15 protein-coding genes are annotated in these 17,251 nt (G+C 61.6%); 9 read left to right on the top strand and 6 right to left on the bottom strand.

The genetic code is table 11. The annotated features are described in order from the left end of the window. Positions 1-14 precede the first annotated feature (14 nt). From ACE3SE_RS17335 to ACE3SE_RS17325, 3 genes are all read left to right on the top strand, one after another. A complete protein-coding gene (locus ACE3SE_RS17335; protein ID WP_045846072.1) occupies positions 15-644 on the top strand; it encodes a MarC family protein in 630 nt (209 codons plus the stop codon). A gap of 201 nt (positions 645-845) precedes the next feature. Continuing rightward, positions 846-2,186: a cytochrome c oxidase accessory protein CcoG gene (gene ccoG, locus ACE3SE_RS17330; RefSeq protein WP_374557132.1), complete on the top strand. Its 1,341-nt coding sequence runs from the start codon at positions 846-848 to the stop codon at positions 2,184-2,186. Further along, on the top strand, positions 2,183-3,592 hold the full coding sequence (locus ACE3SE_RS17325; protein ID WP_374557130.1) for an aminotransferase-like domain-containing protein: 1,410 nt from the start codon (positions 2,183-2,185) through the stop codon (positions 3,590-3,592). The genes ccoG and ACE3SE_RS17325 overlap by 4 nt, the downstream gene beginning before the upstream one ends. An 18-nt stretch (positions 3,593-3,610) precedes the next feature. Here ACE3SE_RS17325 and recR read toward each other — a convergent pair whose 3' ends face one another. From recR to hrcA, 6 genes are all read right to left on the bottom strand, one after another. Beyond that, positions 3,611-4,240 carry a recombination mediator RecR gene (gene recR, locus ACE3SE_RS17320; protein ID WP_089085972.1) on the bottom strand — a complete coding sequence of 210 codons (630 nt, stop codon included), beginning with the start codon at positions 4,238-4,240 and terminating at the stop codon, positions 3,611-3,613. Between the two features lie 45 nt (positions 4,241-4,285). Beyond that, positions 4,286-4,690 carry a GFA family protein gene (locus ACE3SE_RS17315; protein WP_131359050.1) on the bottom strand — a complete coding sequence of 135 codons (405 nt, stop codon included), beginning with the start codon at positions 4,688-4,690 and terminating at the stop codon, positions 4,286-4,288. A 174-nt stretch (positions 4,691-4,864) separates the two neighbouring features. Beyond that, positions 4,865-5,203, bottom strand: a complete 339-nt coding sequence (locus tag ACE3SE_RS17310) for a YbaB/EbfC family nucleoid-associated protein (protein WP_045846077.1) — start codon at positions 5,201-5,203, stop codon at positions 4,865-4,867. 1 nt (position 5,204) lies between these two features. Further along, positions 5,205-7,157, bottom strand: a complete 1,953-nt coding sequence (dnaX, locus tag ACE3SE_RS17305; RefSeq protein WP_374557127.1) for a DNA polymerase III subunit gamma/tau — start codon at positions 7,155-7,157, stop codon at positions 5,205-5,207. A gap of 75 nt (positions 7,158-7,232) precedes the next feature. Further along, positions 7,233-8,276 (bottom strand): lytic murein transglycosylase B, encoded by a 1,044-nt coding sequence (mltB, locus tag ACE3SE_RS17300; protein WP_045846079.1) that lies wholly within the window; start codon positions 8,274-8,276, stop codon positions 7,233-7,235. A gap of 31 nt (positions 8,277-8,307) precedes the next feature. Next, entirely contained in the window at positions 8,308-9,324 is a 1,017-nt protein-coding gene (gene hrcA / locus ACE3SE_RS17295) for a heat-inducible transcriptional repressor HrcA (RefSeq protein ID WP_045846080.1), read from the bottom strand. Between the two features lie 160 nt (positions 9,325-9,484). On the opposite strand from hrcA, the gene recA reads away from it, so the two are divergent. From recA to ACE3SE_RS17265, 6 genes are all read left to right on the top strand, one after another. After that, entirely contained in the window at positions 9,485-10,531 is a 1,047-nt protein-coding gene (gene recA / locus ACE3SE_RS17290) for a recombinase RecA (protein WP_045846081.1), read from the top strand. 15 nt (positions 10,532-10,546) lie between these two features. After that, positions 10,547-11,005 carry a recombination regulator RecX gene (recX, locus tag ACE3SE_RS17285; RefSeq protein ID WP_374557124.1) on the top strand — a complete coding sequence of 153 codons (459 nt, stop codon included), beginning with the start codon at positions 10,547-10,549 and terminating at the stop codon, positions 11,003-11,005. A gap of 135 nt (positions 11,006-11,140) precedes the next feature. Beyond that, a complete protein-coding gene (alaS, locus tag ACE3SE_RS17280) occupies positions 11,141-13,774 on the top strand; it encodes an alanine--tRNA ligase (RefSeq protein WP_374557122.1) in 2,634 nt (877 codons plus the stop codon). 96 nt (positions 13,775-13,870) lie between these two features. Next, complete coding sequence (locus ACE3SE_RS17275) at positions 13,871-14,611, top strand: substrate-binding periplasmic protein (protein ID WP_374557120.1); 741 nt, start codon at positions 13,871-13,873, stop codon at positions 14,609-14,611. 331 nt (positions 14,612-14,942) lie between these two features. After that, complete coding sequence (locus ACE3SE_RS17270) at positions 14,943-15,710, top strand: MBL fold metallo-hydrolase (RefSeq protein ID WP_045846084.1); 768 nt, start codon at positions 14,943-14,945, stop codon at positions 15,708-15,710. Between the two features lie 11 nt (positions 15,711-15,721). Beyond that, positions 15,722-17,251 carry a hypothetical protein gene (locus tag ACE3SE_RS17265; RefSeq protein ID WP_374557118.1) on the top strand — a complete coding sequence of 510 codons (1,530 nt, stop codon included), beginning with the start codon at positions 15,722-15,724 and terminating at the stop codon, positions 17,249-17,251.

Here is a 17,251-nt window from a genome sequence, read left to right as displayed (position 1 = left end):
AGCATGGATGCACCATGGAACTCGAAATCGCCAAAATCTTTGTCGCCCTGCTGGTGCTGGTCAACCCGCTGGGGGCCATTCCCATCTTCATCAGCCTGACTCCCACTTCCAGTCAGCTGGAACGCAAGCGCATTGCCAAGACCACCACACTGGCGGTGGCGGTGGTGCTGTGCCTGTTTGCCGTGGTGGGCGAAACCCTGCTGCGCTTTCTCGGTATCAGCATCGGTTCCTTCCAGGTTGGCGGCGGCTTGCTGGTGATGCTGATTGCCATTGCGCTGATGAATGCCAAGCCGGCTCCTACCAAGACCACCAAGGAAGAGCAGTCCGAGGCCGAGGCCAAAACCAATATCGCTGTAGTGCCGATGGCCATTCCGCTGCTCACCGGCCCCGGCACCATTTCCACCGTCATCATTTATGCTTCCACCGCCCACTCCTGGGTGCAGGTGGTGTATCTGCTGATCAGCAGCCTGCTGGTAGCCGTTACCTGCTATGGCGCGCTGGTGCTGGCCTCCCCCATCAGCCGCCTGCTGGGCCAGACCGGCATCAATATCGTCAACCGGGTGATGGGCATGCTGCTGGCGGCGGTGTCTGTCGAGATCATCGTCGATGGCCTGTACCGGTTGTTTCCGCAGCTGACGCGCTAAGCCAGCGGTTTGATCTGGCGCAAACAGCTGTACCGAAACTGTATGCATCAGCGGCAGCGCCACCCGGATTCAATACAAATCAAGCCTTTGTTTTTATAGATAAAATAAAAATCTGTACTGATAAAACCAGCTTGATCTGTGCATTGTCTGTCATGGTGACAGCGCCTAAAAAGAGCGGGTTATCCTTCCGGAGCCCGCAGCATGAGCCAGCCCGTCCCCATCAAGATTTACCCCCGCCTGACCAGTGGCCGTTTCAACAACATCCGCGTGGCACTGGTCATCCTCACCCAGCTGGTTTTCCTCGGCCTGCCATGGCTGCAGTGGAATCATCGCCAGGCGGTGCTGTTTGATCTGGAACGCCACCAGTTCTTCGTATTCGGTGCCAGCTTCTGGCCGGAGGACTTTGTCTATCTGGCCGCCCTGCTGGTGGTCAGCGCACTGGGCCTGTTCTGGTGGACCACGCTGGCCGGGCGGCTGTGGTGCGGTTATTCCTGTCCACAAACGGTGTACACCCAGATCATGCTGTGGATCGAGCGGCTGGTGCTGGGCGACCACAAGGCCAGACGCAAGCTGGATGCCGCCCCCAACCGCGCCGGCAAGCTGCTGAAAAAGGGGCTGGCCCACAGCCTGATGCTGCTGTTTTCGCTGTGGACCGGCTTTTCGCTGGTGGCCTACTTTGCCCCGGCAGGCGAGTTGGCAAGCAATCTGTGGCAGGGTCAGGCCGGGCCGTGGGAAGTGTTCTGGATATTGTTCTACGCAGCCTTCACCTATTTGCTAGCCGCGCTGTTACGGGAAAAAGTGTGCAGCCATATGTGCCCTTATGCCCGTTTTCAGGGTGCGATGTTCGACCGTGACACGCTGATCATTTCCTATGATGCCCGCCGTGGCGAACCACGCGGCAAGCAGGCCGACAAATCCGCCGGTGGCTGCATCGACTGCGGCATCTGCGTGCAGGTTTGCCCTACCGGCATCGACATCCGCAACGGCCTGCAATACGAGTGCATCGGCTGCGCGGCCTGCATCGACGCCTGCGACCAAGTGATGGACCAGCTGCACGCCCCGCGCGGGCTGATCCGCTACACCAGCGAGGCGGCACTGGAAGGCAGGCAACACAGCAAACCGGCATGGCAGCGGCCACGCGTGCTGTTTTACAGCAGCCTGTTGCTGGGCATCATCAGCCTGTCGGTATTCAGCTTTACCCAGCGCCTGCCATTCAAGGCCGACATCCTGCGCGACCGCGCCAGCCTGGTGCGGGAAACCGACGATGGCTGGCTGGAAAACAGCTATAGTGTGCGGCTGATCAACAGCAGCGAATCCGCCCAGCGCCTGGCCATCAGCGTGGAAGGCCTGCCCGGCATCCGGCTGGTAGCGGCCACGCCGACAGTCAGCCTGGCCGCCACCGCCACCGAGACCATCGGCGTGCGGGTGCAGGTAGCACCTGAAAACGCAGCCCGCGGGGCCAATGACATCCGTTTTGTCATTCGCTCGCTGGCGCAACCGGCACATGTGCTGCAGGAAAAAAGCAGCTTTATCGGCGAATGAGCACCCCATCCGCGAGTAATCAGTCCATGAGCAAAACCCAGCAACTGGCGCAATTGTTCCGCCACGCCATCGAACAGGGCCAGCTGCGCGCCGGTGACCGCATGCCCTCCTTGCGCCAGCTGTGCCAGGACCATGGCGTCAGCCTGACCACCGCCCAGCGCGCTTATGCCGAGCTGGAGCGGCAGGGATTGCTGCAGGCGCTGCCGCGCTCCGGCTTCCGCGTGTGTCCACCGGCAACACGCGCAGCACCGGCCGAAACCGCAGCGCCGCAAACCCTGCGCATGGAACACCTGACCACCGCCCTGCCCATGCCCTGGGGCTGCCCCTTCATCAACCCGGCGCTGATCAACACCACACCGATGAACCGGGCGCTGGGCCGCGCCTTGCAGGACTACCGCGATGCCCTGTCCAGCACACCGCTGGAAGGTTTTGACGGCCTGCGCCGCGAGCTGGGCCTGCATTACCTGAGTCAGGGCATTGCGCTGGCGGGGGACGAGCTGCTGATTACCTGCGGTGGCATGGAAGCACTCACCCTGGCCATGCGCGCGGCAGTCAGCGCCTCCGGCAGCCAGAGCATGATAGTGGTGACGCCAGCCTTCCCGGCGGCGCTGGAACAACTGCGCCATCTGGGCATTGCCATCCTGCCTGCCGCTCTGTCCGTGCAAGGCAGCCTGGACCTGGCCGCAGTGGAAGAAACGCTGCGCGAGCAACGCCCGGCCGGCATCGTGCTGATGGCCAACTTCCAGCACCCCACCGGCCTGGTGATGCCGGAGGCGCAAAAGCGCGCGCTGGTGGCACTGGCCGAGCAATACCGGGTATGCATCATCGAGGACGACACCTACCGCGAGCTGTACTTCGGCAAACAGGGGGCCAGCCCGCTCAAGGCCTACGACCGTAGTGGCACGGTGCTGCACTGCTCATCGTTCAGCAAATCACTGGCACCGGGCTACCGGGTAGGCTGGATTGCAGCCGGTCGCTTGAGCGACACGGTGCGCGGGCTGAAGCTGTGCAGCTCGCTGGGCACCCCCCTGCCCAGCCAGATGGCGCTGGCACGGCTGCTGGCCACCGGCCAGCACGGCGACATGCTGACCCGGCTGCGTGCCAGCCTGCGGCAGCGGCGCGATGCCATGGTGCAGCAAATCATGGAGAGTTTTCCGGCGGGCAGCCGTTTGCTGCGCGCCGAGGGCGGCTATTTCCAGTGGGTGGTGTTGCCGGAAGGGCTGGACTGTGCGGCCTTGCTGCCACTGGCCATCGAACAGGGCATACATTACGCACCGGCCACGCTGTTCTACCCGCACCCGGTAGCGGCCAATGCCTTGCGGCTTAACTTCAGCTTTTTCGACCCGCTACACCAGCGCGAGGGCGTTGCCCTGTTAGGCGCACTGCTGCGGCAAGCCATGGAGTGACAGCGCTTGCCGTAACGCTCAGCCCGGCGGGGTGGACGGGTCGGACTGGGCGGTCAGCGATTTGCGTTCGTACACCGCCTGCGCCAGCGTGCTCAGGTCGACATATTCCAGCTCGCCGCCCACCGGCAGTCCGCGCGCAATGCGCGACACCTTGGGGCCACGGCCCTTGAGCAGCTCGGCAATCATGTGGGCGGTGACTTCGCCCTCGGCAGTAAAATTGGTGGCAATCACCACCTCCTCCACCACCTCGTCCAGCGCCCGCACCATCAGCTTGTCCAGGTTCACTTCCTTGGGGCCGATATTGTCCAGCGGCGAAATACGCCCCATCAGCACGAAATACAGGCCCTGATAGCATTTGGCCTGCTCCAGCGTCATCAGATCGGCCGGCATTTCCACCACGCACAGCTGGTCTGGCCTGCGCTCCGGGTCGGCACAGATGCTGCACAACGGGGTTTCGCTGAAGGTATTACAGCGTTCGCAATGGGTGAGATGGTTCAGCGCCCGATCCAGCGCCCGCGCCAGCTTGTCCGCCCCGGTCTTGTCCCGTTGCAGCAAATGGAAAGCCATGCGCTGGGCGGTTTTGGGGCCGACACCGGGCAGCACTTTCAGGGCAGCAATCAGTTGTTCAAGCGCGGGTGGGTTTTTCATCGGCAATCCGGAATACGGGTTTGGCAAAGGGGAACAGGCAAGGCATCAGTCGTCCGGCGCGCCCTGCGGGTAACGCGGCAGGTCGTCGTCCAGGTGAAACCAGGGAATGGCACTGGACGTCCATTCATGACAGTCAGGCCGCAATACCGCTGGCGTTTCCAGCGTGGGAATGGTGATTTCCACCCGCCCGCTGCCATCGGTGCATTCATAAAACAGGGTGGAACCGCACTGCCCGCAAAAATGTCGCAGGCCGAGCGCCGAGGAGCGGTAAGCGGTGGTGCTGCCTTGCCAGCGCACGGCACCGGCGGGGTATAGCGCCCCCAGGTACACCGGCGCGCCGCTGGCCAGCTGGCAGGTCTTGCAATAGCAGTAAGTCACGCTCAAGGGGCGGCCATGGCATTGATAGCGCACCGCCCCACACAGACAACGTCCCTGCAATACCTGCTCCATGCCGACTCCCACTCCCACGGGCTGTCAATCATTGGCGGGCCCCGCCAGTTGCAAGGGGCTTGGAGCCGCTAACAAAACCTCGTAGAGCACCCGAGTCAAGGCGCGCCGACGCAGACAGTACAGTGAGTACGGCAAGTCGGCGCAACGCAGAATCGGGGTTTTTATGAGCGGGTCTTAGAACGGCAGTTTCATGCCGGCCGGCAGATTCAGGCCGTTGGTAAAGCCGGACATCTTTTCCTGGGAAGTGGCTTCCACCTTGCGTACCGCGTCGTTGACGGCAGCGGCAATCAGGTCTTCCAGCATTTCCTTGTCTTCCTTGGCATCGTCCAGCAGGCTGTCGTCGATGGACACGCGCTTCACATCGTGAGCACAAGTCATGACGATTTTCACCAGACCGGCACCGGACTGGCCTTCCACTTCCACGGTGGCCAGTTCTTCCTGGGCCTTCTTCATGTTTTCCTGCATTTGCTGGGCTTGCTTCATCAGACCAGCGATACCGTTTTTACCGAACATGTCACAACTCCTGCAAAGGTTGAATCGTTTCCGCCACCAGCGTGGCGCCCATTTCGCGCACCAGTTGCTGGATGACCGGATCGTTTTCCAGGCATTGTCGGGCCTGGGCCAGTTGTTCCTGACGATGACGGGCACCCTGCATGGCCGGTGTTTCCAGCCCCAGTTCCTCGATTGTCACCACCAGTTCGACCGGCTGACCGAATTGCTCGGTCAGCGCAGCCTTGAGTTTTTCCTGATAGTCGCGGGTAGCCATGTGACGGAAGCTGTCCGGCACGGCCAGCTCCAGTCGCGACTGGCTCCAGTTTTTCAGCACGGCATTGTGTGCCAGCATGCGGGCGGCTCCCAGACGGGTACCCAGCAAGCCCACCAGCGCACTCCAGTCGCCATCAAACTGATAGGCCACCGTTTCCGCCAGCTCGGCTTCTTCGGCCATGGCATAGGCAGGCAAGGCATCGTCGGCATCGTCCCACGGCGCCGCGGTTTCCAGTTCGCTGTCTTGCTCGCTGGCCTGGTCTTCAGCTTCAGGCGTCTCTTCAGCAGGCGCGGATGCAGCAACCGGCGCTAGCACAGCAGGCGCAACTTGCGGTTTGGCTACCGCCTCCACCGGCGCGGGTGGCGGTGCGACAGGCTCAGGCCGGGGTGCAGGTTCCGGGTCGGCGTCGGCCGCCGGGGAAGCCTGCTGCTCGGCCAGACGGCTGGCCGGCTTGCGATTGGCCAGGCCTGCCAGCAAGGCACGGGCAGCGGCAGAACCGTCGGTGCCGGGCTCGGCCGCAGTTACCGCCGCCGGCGCACTGGCCGGGGCCTGCGCCGGGCGATGTGCGGCAGGCGCGGCATTGCTGCGCGGCGCGGCTGCACTCTCAGGCTGGGCGTTGACCGGATGGAAGGCCAGCATGCGCAGCAAGCTCATGTTGAAACCGGCATGTTCGTCCGGTGCCAGCGCCAGATCCTTGCGGCCATGAATGGCAATCTGGTAGTACAGCTGCACGTCTTGCGGGGCAATCAGGCTGGCCAGCGCAAACAATGCTTCGCGTTCGGGTTCGTCGTCGGCAATGGCCGTGGGCACGGTCTGTGCCATGGCCAGTTGCTGCAACAGTACGGCCATTTCGGCCAGCACACTGTCAAAACCGATGCCACGCTGCGCCAGCTGTTCGGCTTCGGCCATCAGGCGCGGGCCATCACCGGCGGCCAGTGCGTCCAGCAACACGAACAGGTAGCGGCGGTCCACCGCGCCCAGCATGGCGCGCACGCCGTCTTCCTTCACCTCGCCCATGCCATAGGCAATTGCCTGATCCAGCAGCGACAGCGCATCACGCATGGAACCTGCTGCAGCACGGCCCAGCAGGGCCAGTGCGGCGCTTTCATGCGGCACGTTTTCCACTTGCAGCACATGGGCCAGATGGCCTGCCACCTGCTGTGGCGTCATGTTGCGCAGCGAAAACTGCAGGCAGCGCGACAGCACCGTGACCGGCACTTTTTGCGGATCGGTAGTGGCCAGGATGAACTTGACGTGGGACGGCGGTTCTTCCAGCGTCTTGAGCATGGCGTTGAAGGCACTCTTGGACAGCATGTGCACTTCGTCGATGATGTACACCTTGAAGCGGCCGGAAGTGGGCGCGTACTGCGCGTTTTCCAGTACTTCGCGGATATTGTCGATGCCGGTATTGGAGGCGGCGTCGATTTCCAGCAGGTCGACAAAGCGGCCTGCGTCGATCTGGCGACAGGCAGAACATTCACCGCAAGGCTCGGCCGTGGTGCCGGTTTCGCAGTTCAGGCTCTTGGCCAGAATGCGTGCGATGGTGGTCTTGCCCACCCCGCGGGTGCCGGTCAGCAGATAGGCGTGATGCAGCCGCTCTTCTTTCAGGGCATTGGAGAGGGCGCGTACCACGTGCTCCTGGCCGACAAGGTCGGCAAAGCGTTTGGGGCGCCACTTGCGGGCAAGGACTTGATAGCTCATGGGGGCGGATTTTAATGGCAATCGGCCGGCAAGGCGACTTCTTTTGTCAGTTGCCGCCTGCCGGTCTGGCTGGCCTTACTGGGCCGGATTCGCGCTGTCGGCAGCGGGCTGTGCTGCTGACTGGGCCTGGGCATTCAGGTAGCGCAGGCGCAGCTCGGCTGCCAGCTCTTGCGCCACCTTGGCATACAGGGTGCTCTTGTTGTAGCGGGTAATCACATAGAAATTGTTCAGCCCCAGCCAGTATTCCGTCACCCCCGGCGCAGTTTCCAGCGGCACCAGCACCGCCTGCACGTTGTCGGCCACCTGGGCTTGTGGCAGCACACCGCGTGCCTTGAGTTCGCCCACTGTCAGGTGCAGGTTGAATTTGTCGGCCACCAGGCTGCTCAGATCCACGCCAGGTTGTACTGCTGCCGGGATGACGATGTCGTCGCCATGGCGCCAGCCTTGCAGCTGGAAGTAATGCGCCACGCTGCCGATGGCATCGTCGACGTTATTCCAGATATCGCGGTGGCCGCTGCCGTCAAAATCCACCGCCCACTTGCGGAAGCTGGACGGCATGAACTGCGGCAGGCCCATCGCCCCGGCATAAGAGCCTTTCAGCGTCAGCGGGTCGATGCCCTCTTCCTTGGACAGCTTGAGGAATTCGGTCAGCTCGCCACGGAAGTACTCGGCACGGCGCGGGTAGTTGAAGGCAATGGTGGTCAGCGCATCAGCCAGGCGGAAGCTGCCGGTGTTGCGGCCGTAATTGGTTTCAATGCCCAGAATGGCCACTACCATTTCCGGCGGCACGCCATACACCTGCTCGGCACGCTGCAAGGTGGCGGCATGCTGCTGCCAGAAAGCCACGCCGTTTTTCAGCAGGCGCTCGTTGTAAAAGCTGCCGCGAAACTGATACCAGGGCCGGGATGTCGCCGGCTTGTCCAGAATGGCGATGATATTGGGCTTGAGTTCCACATTGGCAAACACCGCCTCCAGCTCGGGCCGGTTGAAGCTGCCACTGGCCACCTGCTCGTCGATATAGCGCTGTACGTCTGCCCGGCCCAGCAAGGCGGCATCGGCTTGCGCCACAGAAGACACCACGCCACCGGCAAGGGCAGCGGCCATCAAGAATCGTTTCATCGGAAATTCCGTGTATTGCCGCCAGTGCGGCTTAATAAGAGAGCGCGCTGGAAACCAGCCGCGCAGTAATGTCGACAATGGGAATGACCCGTTCGTAGGCCATGCGGGTGGGGCCGACCACGCCCAGCGTGCCCACCACCATGCCGTTGATGCTGTAGGGCGCGGTCACCACCGAGCATTCGTCCAGCGTCATCACGCCGGATTCCTCACCGATGAAAATATTGACGCCCTGGGCATCCTGCCCCTGGTTCAGCAGTTTCAGCAGTTCGGTCTTGCGCTCGAAAGTGGCAAACAGTTCGCGCAGTCGTGACAGGTCTTCGGACAAGTCGCGCACATTCAGCAGATTCATGCCGCCGGCAATCACCACCGCGTCGCTGGGGCTGCCCAGCGAACTCTGGCCAAAGCGCACTGCGGCCGACATCAGTTCGGTGATGTTACCCTGCAGTTCGCGCAACTCCACCGCCACACGGCTGGCAATGGCGCTCAGGCCCTGGCCGGCATAATGCTGGTTGATGAAATTGCCGGCTTCCACCAGTTCGCTCGGGCTGTAATCGCGTTCGGTGGTGAGCAAGTGGTTTTGCACATCACCATCCAGCGTCACCAGAATCATCAGGATGCGCCGCTCGGACAGGCGCAGGAATTCGATCTGGCGAAAAGCGACATCAGAGCGCTGCGGTGTCACCACCACCCCGGCAAAGTGGGTGAGATCGGACAGCAAGGTGGATGCTGCCTGCGCAATGCGCTGCGGGCTGTCCGGCTGCAGGCTGCTTTCCAGCTCGCGCATGGCCAGCTCTTCCAGCGGCTGGATGGTGAGCAGGTGGTCGACAAACAGGCGATAGCCCTTGGCCGTCGGCACGCGTCCGGCCGAGGTATGCGGCGAGGCAATCAGCCCCATGCCCTCCAGGTCGGCCAGGATGTTGCGGATGGATGCAGATGACAGTTCCATGCCGGACAGCATGGACAGGGTTTTCGATCCCACTGGCTGACCATCGGCAATATAGCGTTCGATCAGCGTTTTCAGCAGACGTTGTGCGCGCTCGTTCATCATGCTCTCATTTTACCTGACCGGGCGATTCCGGCCAGCCTCTCCATCAATACCATGTTGCGTGTATTGGTGTCATTTCAAGCCGTCTTTCGCATTTGTCGGCTCTTGCCTTTGTGCGATAATCCCCCATCTATCGATTCCACTACACGCAATTGGAGACAGCATGGCGTCAGAAGACAAGAGCCGCGCATTGGCGGCAGCCCTTGCCCAGATCGAAAAGCAGTTCGGCAAGGGTTCGATCATGCGGATGAGCGACAACCAGATCAACGAAAACCTGCAAGTGGTATCCACCGGTTCGCTGGGCCTGGACCTGGCACTGGGTGTTGGCGGTCTGCCGCGCGGCCGTGTCGTGGAAATCTACGGCCCGGAATCTTCCGGTAAAACCACCCTGTGTCTGCAGGCCGTGGCCGAAGCCCAGAAACTGGGTGGCACCTGCGCCTACATCGACGCAGAAAACGCACTGGACCCGATCTACGCCCAGAAACTGGGTGTCAACGTGGAAGACCTGCTGATTTCCCAGCCGGACACCGGCGAACAGGCGCTGGAAATCTGCGACATGCTGGTGCGTTCCAGCGGTGTTGACGTCATCGTGATCGACTCGGTGGCCGCCCTGGTACCCAAGGCCGAAATCGAAGGCGAAATGGGTGATAGCCACGTTGGCCTGCAAGCCCGCCTGATGAGTCAGGCACTGCGCAAGCTGACCGCCAACATCAAGCGCACCAACACCCTGGTGATCTTCATCAACCAGATCCGCATGAAGATCGGCGTGATGTTCGGCAACCCGGAAACCACCACCGGCGGTAACGCATTGAAGTTCTACGCCTCCGTGCGTCTGGACATCCGTCGCGTCGGCGGCATCAAGAAGGGTGACGAGGTGATCGGTAACGAAACCCGCGTCAAGGTAGTGAAGAACAAGGTATCGCCGCCGTTCCGCCAGGCCGATTTCGACATCCTGTACGGTGAAGGCATCAGCCGCGAAGGCGAAATCATCGAGCTGGGCGTCAAGCACGGCTTCATTGAAAAATCCGGTGCCTGGTATGCCTACAACGGCCAGAAGATCGGCCAGGGCAAGGACAACACCCGTGAATGGCTGAAGTCCAACCCGGCCATCGCGCAGGAAATCGAAGGCAAGATCCGCGAAGCCGTCGGCATCAAGGTGGAAATCACCGAGAACGACGAAGAGCTGGCTGACGACGTACTGGACGTATAAGCACGCGAACGGCTGATGGAAAAAAGCCTGAAGGCGCGAGCCGTCGATCTCTTGTCCCGCCGCGAGTACACACGGCGGGAACTGGAGCGGCGGCTCGCGCCGTTTGCCGAAAGCCCGGAACAGCTGGCCACCCTGCTGGACGAACTGGCCGAGCGCAACTGGCAGTCCGACAGCCGCTTTGCCCGGCAGTTTGCCGACATCAAGGGCCAGAAATACGGCACCCGCCGCCTGCAGCAGGAAATGCGCCAGCGCGGTGTAGCACAGGAAGACATTGCCGATGCCCTGGCCGAGCGTGACGACCTGGCCCTGGCCCGGCGACAGTGGGAAAAGAAGTTTGGCAGCGTGGCCACCACGCCGCAGGAAAGGGCGAAACAGATGCGCTTTCTGGCGGCACGCGGCTTTGGCATGGGTGTCATCCGTCAGGTGATGGCAGGCCGTGAAGAAGACGACTTCCCCTGGGCTGACGAGGACTAGCACGGCACGGGCTTCATCGCCGCGACATGACCCTTGCCAGCCTTGCCGTGGCTTGACACAATCGGGCATGACCGTAATGGCCGCAAGACACTGTCCCACGCCGCTACCAACGTATTCAATCTCGACGAAAACGACATGAAAACCTCCGAAATTCGCCAGAAATTCCTGGATTTCTTCGCCTCCAAAGGCCACCAGGTAGTAGCCTCCAGCTCGCTGGTACCGTGGGAAGACCCCACCCTGCTGTTTACCAATGCCGGCATGAACCAGTTCAAGGACGTGTTCCTCGGCTTTGACAAGCGCCCCTACACCCGCGCCACCACCAGCCAGAAATGCGTACGCGCCGGCGGCAAGCACAACGACCTGGAAAACGTCGGCTACACCGCACGTCACCATACCTTCTTCGAAATGCTGGGCAACTTCAGCTTCGGTGATTACTTCAAGCGCGACGCCATTCACTTCGCCTGGGAATTCCTCACCGGCGAACAATGGCTGGCACTGCCGAAGGAAAAGCTGATGGTGACGGTGTACGCCACCGACGACGAAGCCTTCGATATCTGGAACAAGGAAATCGGCGTTCCGGCTGACAAGATTGTCCGCATTGGCGACAACAAGGGCGCGCCCTACGCCTCGGACAACTTCTGGCAAATGGGTGACACCGGCCCCTGCGGCCCGTGTACCGAAATTTTCTACGACCACGGCGACCATATCTGGGGCGGCCCGCCGGGAAGCCCGGAAGAAGACGGTGACCGCTTCATCGAAATCTGGAACAACGTGTTCATGCAGTTCAACCGCGACGAGTCCGGCACCATGCATCCGCTGCCGAAACCGTCGGTGGATACCGGCATGGGCCTGGAGCGTATCTCGGCCGTGCTGCAACACGTACACGCCAACTACGAGATCGACCTGTTCCAGAACCTGCTGAAAGCCGCTGCGCGCGAAACCGGCGTGCCCTTCAGCATGGACGTGCCGTCGCTGAAAGTGATTGCCGACCACATCCGCGCCTGCTCCTTCCTGATTGCCGACGGCGTGATTCCGTCCAACGATGGCCGCGGTTACGTGCTGCGTCGCATCATCCGTCGCGCCATCCGCCACGGTTACAAGCTGGGTCAGAAGGGTCTGTTCTTCCACAAGCTGGTCGCCGACCTGGCCGAGGAAATGGGTCAGGCCTATCCGGAACTGCGCCAGAAGCAGGCCGAGATCGAAGACACCCTGCGCCAGGAAGAACTGCGCTTTGCCGAAACCCTGGACAAGGGCATGGCCCTGCTGGAAACCGCACTGGCAGCCAACAGCAAGGTGCTGGATGGCGAAACCGCCTTCAAGCTGTACGACACCTTCGGCTTCCCGCTGGACCTGACCGCCGACATCTGCCGCGAACGCGAAGTGGAAGTGGATCAGGACGGCTTCGACAAGGCAATGGAAGCCCAGCGCGAACGCGCCCGTGCCGCTTCGTCCTTCAAGATGGCCGGCAATGTGGACTACAACGGTGCCGACACCGTATTCAACGGCTACGAATCCAGCAGCGTGGATGCCAAGGTACTGGCACTGTACAAGGGCAATGAAGCCGTACAGCAGCTGGACGCCGGCGACGAAGGCATCGTGGTGCTGGACAATACCGCCTTCTACGCCGAAGGCGGCGGTCAGGTGGGCGATGTGGGTGAAATCTCTGCCCAGGGCGGCGTGGCTGCACTGTTCGACGTGGCCGACACCCAGAAGGTGCAGGCTGCGGTATTCGGTCACAAGGGCCGTCTGGCACGTGGCAGCCTGAAGGTTGGCGACAGCGTCACCGCCACCATCGACCTGCACAAGCGTGCCGCCACCGCGCGTAACCACTCTGCCACTCACCTGCTGCATGCCGCCCTGCGCCATGTACTGGGTGAACACGTGGCGCAGAAGGGTTCGCTGGTGAACCCGGAACGTGCCCGCTTCGACTTTGCCCATAACGAACCGGTTTCCACCGAGCAACTGGCCGAAGTGGAGCGCATCGTCAACCGCGTGGTGATCCACAACGTGGAAGTCAGCGTGGGCCACATGTCCTACGACGACGCCATCAAGGCCGGTGCCATTGCCCTGTTTGGTGAAAAGTACGGCGACACCGTGCGCGTGCTGAAAATGGGCGACTTCTCCACCGAACTGTGCGGCGGTACCCACGTACAGCGCACCGGTGATATCGGCCTGTTCAAGATCATCGCCGAAACCGGTGTGGCTGCTGGCGTGCGCCGTATCGAAGCCGTCACCGGCGAAGGTGCGGTGGCACTGGTGCAGGCACAGGATGGCGAACTGAAAGCCGCCGCTGCCATCGCCCAGGCACAGCCGGGCGAACTGCTGTCCAAGCTGGAAAAACTGCAGGCCGAACTGAAGGCCGCGCAGAAACAGGCTCAGCAGCTGAAGGGCCAACTGGCGCTGGGTCAGCTCGACCAGCTGCTGGCCGGCAAACAGCAAAGCATCAATGGCGTGGCCTGCCTGATCAGCAAGATTGACGACATCGATGCAGCCACCTTGCGTGACATGAGCGACAAGGTCATGGACAAGCTGGAAAGCGGCCTTGCGCTGCTGGCCTGCGTGGCCGACGGCAAGGTGAGCCTGATTGCCCGTGTTTCCAAGGACCTGACCGGCAAGGTCAAGGCTGGTGAACTGGTGAATCAGGTTGCCCTGCAAGTAGGCGGCAAGGGCGGTGGCCGTCCGGACATGGCACAGGCTGGCGGTACGCAGCCGGAGAACCTGGCCGCAGCGCTGGAAAGCCTGCCGTCCTGGCTGGAAGGCAAGCTGTAACAAGCCTTGTTTCAACGACAACAGCCGCCGGTGCAACCCGGCGGCTGTTGTCGTTTATAGTGTACTCATTCCTGATGTGATTGCCGGAGTCCCACCATGTCAGTCATCCACCGTGTTCTGTCCTGCCTGTCCCACGCCGGTGCCATACTGTTGCTATCGGCGCTGCTGGCCCAGCCTGCCAGTGCAGCCGAACGCTTGCTGGTGGTAACCGAAAACTCGTCCTGGCTTAGCACCGTCGATGGCCAGGGCAATGTCTCCGGCCCCAGCACGCGTCTGGTAAAGGACATCCTGGCGCACGCTGGCCTGAAGGCAGATTTTCAAGTGCTGCCATGGGCACGTGCCTATCGCATCGCCGCTACCCGACCCAACACGCTGATCTACTCCATTGCCCGTACCAGCAGCCGCGAAAGCCAGTTCATCTGGCTGGGGCAGATAGCCTACATGCAACGCGTGTTCTACCGACTGCACGGCGAAACCGGTATTACGCCGCAGAGCCTGGAACAAGTGAAAAACTGCTGCAAGGTGTGCGTGGGCAATCATGATGTACAAGAAGAATTCCTGGCCAAGGCCGGTTTCCAGGAAAACAGCCAGTACATCATCACCAACAGCCAGCAAGAGTGTCCGCGCCTGCTGCAAAGCGGAGCGGCCCAGCTGCTGATAGCCGACCCGGACCAGCTACGCAGCCAGCTGGCACGGCTGAAACTGCCCGAGCAGCAGTTTGACGCAGTACTCTCCCTGCCACAGGGCGACCCCTTGTACCTGGCCGCCAATCCGGCCAGCGACCCACAATTGCTGCAGGCCATCAGCGAAGCCATCCGCACGCTCAAACAGCGCTGAACCGCGCATTACTACCTGTCAGTCCGGACAGCACCCAGGCACTAGGACAGCCATTCCCCATAGGCCAGCCAGCCCATCTGCTTCTGGAAGTCTTTGAATCTGCTTCCACATTTCACCTGCACGCAAAACTTATATTCCATTCAAATATTCAGCATGCATTTATGCCATTATTGACTCATATCAAAACCGTTTAGAGCCAAATGAAAATAATAAACAGCTTCTCACAAGTCCCAATGACGTTGACAAGCAGACAGCTGCCGATTTTGCCGTAATCGGCTTCTTTCCTTCTGCGTACCACGTCCGGGCGGCAATTTTCACGCAAGGAACAGCCATGGCTCTGGTGCTTTATGATGATGGTAATCACAAGTGCGTTGCATTTACCGAGCTGGTACAGGGAGAAGGCATTCAGTCCAATCAGTTTGCCATCATCGACAAAGGCGACGGCATGCTGCTGGACCCGGGTGGCAACCTGACTTACAAGCACCTGATTGCCGAGCTGGCTGACTACTTCCTGCCATCGCACACCCGTTACATTTTCGCCTCCCACCAGGACCCGGACATCATCGCCTCCGCCAACGGCTGGCTGCTGATCACCGATGCCCAGATCATCATTGCCCAGGAATGGGTGCGCTTCTTGCCGCACTTCTGTATCCGCGGTGCCACCGAAGGCCGGCTGATTCCCATTCCGCCACGCGGCATGGACATCACCCTGGGCGAATCCACTCTCAAGATCATTCCGGCGCATTACCTGCACACCGTCGGTTTTTTCCAGGTGTACGACCCGATCAGCAAAATCCTGTTCTCCGGCGACATCGGTGCCTCGCTGATGGATGGTCACGATGCCGGCAAACCGGTGAGCGACTTCGACGCCCACCTGATCGACAGCCACATGCTGGGCTTCCACAAGCGTTACATGACCAATAACAAGGCCTGCCGCCTGTGGGTGAACATGATTCGCCAGCTGGATGTGGAGTGGATCGTGCCGCAGCACGGCGGCTCGTTCAAGGGCAAGGACATGGTCAAACGCTTCCTCGACTGGTTCGAAACCCTGGAGTGCGGTACCGACCTGATTACCGCTGCCGACTACACGCTGGATTGAGCCACCTTCCCATGGACTCCCTTAGCACCTTGCTTGCCCAATTAAGCGCATCGCCAGAAGCCATGGCCGCCAGCGTCGTCCTGCTGTTGCTGGTTGGCATGCTGCTGGTGGTTCTCTTGCGCCGCCAGCCCGATGCCAGCCCGGCACCGGGCCACACGCCGCCGCAAACAGCGCAGTTGCTGCCGGAAGCCGTCATCCGCCAGCCGCGCTCCCAGGCGGCAGCCCAGCCCGCCATCCAGCCCGCCATTCAAGCTGATGTGCTGGCCGAAACCGCCGCTGACAGCGAAGCCGACAAGGAAGATGACGGCGAGCAGACCCTGTCCTATGCCGTGGACGACCTGGACATCCTGGCCGAGGTCGAGGTGTTCTTGCAGTTCGGTTATCTGGAACAGGCCGCCCTGGCCCTGCGCAGCTATGTGGACGGCAGCTCGGTCAATGCCCCCAGCCAGCTCAAGCGCCTGTCCGAGCTTTATCTCAGCCTGCGCTGGATTGATGACTACAGCGACATGCTCGAGCGTCTGCATGAACGCAGCCTGCTGGACCGGCAGCAACTGACCGACGCCGTGTTCCTAGGCTTGCAGGAAGACCCGCAAAACCTGTCGCTGCGGGTGGTGGCTGAAAGCCGGCTGGGCATGGGCATTGACGCAGTCAACCAGCAACTGGGCGATCATCTGCCCCAGCACAGCCATGAAGAACTGCTGCTGCGCGCCGTCGGCCAGACACCGGACCAGCCGGTGGTATCCACCAGCGAAGCCGTGCAGATTGCCGCACAACTGCCACGCGTCCCGCTGGTGGAAGGCCGCACAGAACTCTCGGCGCTAAACCCGCGCGAACTGGCCACACTGACCACCCTGCTGCCACCCGCCCGCCAGGCCAGCATCCTGCTGGCCTGCCACGAACCGGCCGCCGCCCTGCCCGCCCTGCAAAGCATGGCCGCAGAAGAAGGTGTATCGCTGTCCCGGCTGATCGACACCCTGCGAGCCTGTTACATGACGCGCAAGCTGTCCCTGTTCTGCCGCTATCTGTGGCAGTTCCACGTGGCCATCGGCAACGCCGGGCTCAATCTGAAACAACAGTTGCTGCAACTGGGTTACCGGCTGGGTGAACACCCGCTGCTGCTGGCGCTGGAAGCCCAGCCAGACCGCATGGCACTGGAGGAAATCGGCCGCCGCATGGGTTATGTCAGTACCCCGGCCCCCGTGTCGCCGCGCGTGCCGCTGCTGCTGGTCCGTCAGCCGCAACAGGCCGGACAGGTGCTGGATGATGTGCTGGCCGAAGCCGATCAGTTTGTCGAATTCGGCCAGATCGACATGGCCATCCAGACACTGGAAACAGCAGTGCTGGCCAACCCGGCCGATGCCACGCTCTACCCGCCGCTGCTCAAGCTGTACGAGCATCTGGGCGATCTGGCGCGCTTTACCTCACTGACCCGGCAAGTGCGTGAGCAACTGGCCTGCCCGCCCATCGAAATCACCGCCATGCTGGGCCAGTTTGTGCAAACCATGAAACAACGCCTCAACCAGCAACGTTTTGCGGCCTGA

This window comes from Aquitalea pelogenes, assembly GCF_041914625.1.
Classification (GTDB): Bacteria; Pseudomonadota; Gammaproteobacteria; order Burkholderiales; family Chromobacteriaceae; genus Aquitalea; species Aquitalea pelogenes.
The sequence above is the reverse complement of the archived record's forward strand: the minus strand, read 5'-3'. Positions and strand labels throughout refer to the sequence as shown.

What these genes read in the sequence shown, in the direction of transcription:
- ACE3SE_RS17335 (WP_045846072.1), top strand. Translation starts at nt 15, where the DNA reads ATGGAACTCGAAATCGCCAAAATCTTTGTCGCCCTGCTGGTGCTGGTC.
- ccoG (WP_374557132.1), top strand. Translation starts at nt 846, where the DNA reads ATGAGCCAGCCCGTCCCCATCAAGATTTACCCCCGCCTGACCAGTGGC.
- ACE3SE_RS17325 (WP_374557130.1), top strand. Translation starts at nt 2,183, where the DNA reads ATGAGCACCCCATCCGCGAGTAATCAGTCCATGAGCAAAACCCAGCAA.
- recR (WP_089085972.1), bottom strand. Translation starts at nt 4,240, where the DNA reads ATGAAAAACCCACCCGCGCTTGAACAACTGATTGCTGCCCTGAAAGTG.
- ACE3SE_RS17315 (WP_131359050.1), bottom strand. Translation starts at nt 4,690, where the DNA reads ATGGAGCAGGTATTGCAGGGACGTTGTCTGTGTGGGGCGGTGCGCTAT.
- ACE3SE_RS17310 (WP_045846077.1), bottom strand. Translation starts at nt 5,203, where the DNA reads ATGTTCGGTAAAAACGGTATCGCTGGTCTGATGAAGCAAGCCCAGCAA.
- dnaX (WP_374557127.1), bottom strand. Translation starts at nt 7,157, where the DNA reads ATGAGCTATCAAGTCCTTGCCCGCAAGTGGCGCCCCAAACGCTTTGCC.
- mltB (WP_045846079.1), bottom strand. Translation starts at nt 8,276, where the DNA reads ATGAAACGATTCTTGATGGCCGCTGCCCTTGCCGGTGGCGTGGTGTCT.
- hrcA (WP_045846080.1), bottom strand. Translation starts at nt 9,324, where the DNA reads ATGATGAACGAGCGCGCACAACGTCTGCTGAAAACGCTGATCGAACGC.
- recA (WP_045846081.1), top strand. Translation starts at nt 9,485, where the DNA reads ATGGCGTCAGAAGACAAGAGCCGCGCATTGGCGGCAGCCCTTGCCCAG.
- recX (WP_374557124.1), top strand. Translation starts at nt 10,547, where the DNA reads ATGGAAAAAAGCCTGAAGGCGCGAGCCGTCGATCTCTTGTCCCGCCGC.
- alaS (WP_374557122.1), top strand. Translation starts at nt 11,141, where the DNA reads ATGAAAACCTCCGAAATTCGCCAGAAATTCCTGGATTTCTTCGCCTCC.
- ACE3SE_RS17275 (WP_374557120.1), top strand. Translation starts at nt 13,871, where the DNA reads ATGTCAGTCATCCACCGTGTTCTGTCCTGCCTGTCCCACGCCGGTGCC.
- ACE3SE_RS17270 (WP_045846084.1), top strand. Translation starts at nt 14,943, where the DNA reads ATGGCTCTGGTGCTTTATGATGATGGTAATCACAAGTGCGTTGCATTT.
- ACE3SE_RS17265 (WP_374557118.1), top strand. Translation starts at nt 15,722, where the DNA reads ATGGACTCCCTTAGCACCTTGCTTGCCCAATTAAGCGCATCGCCAGAA.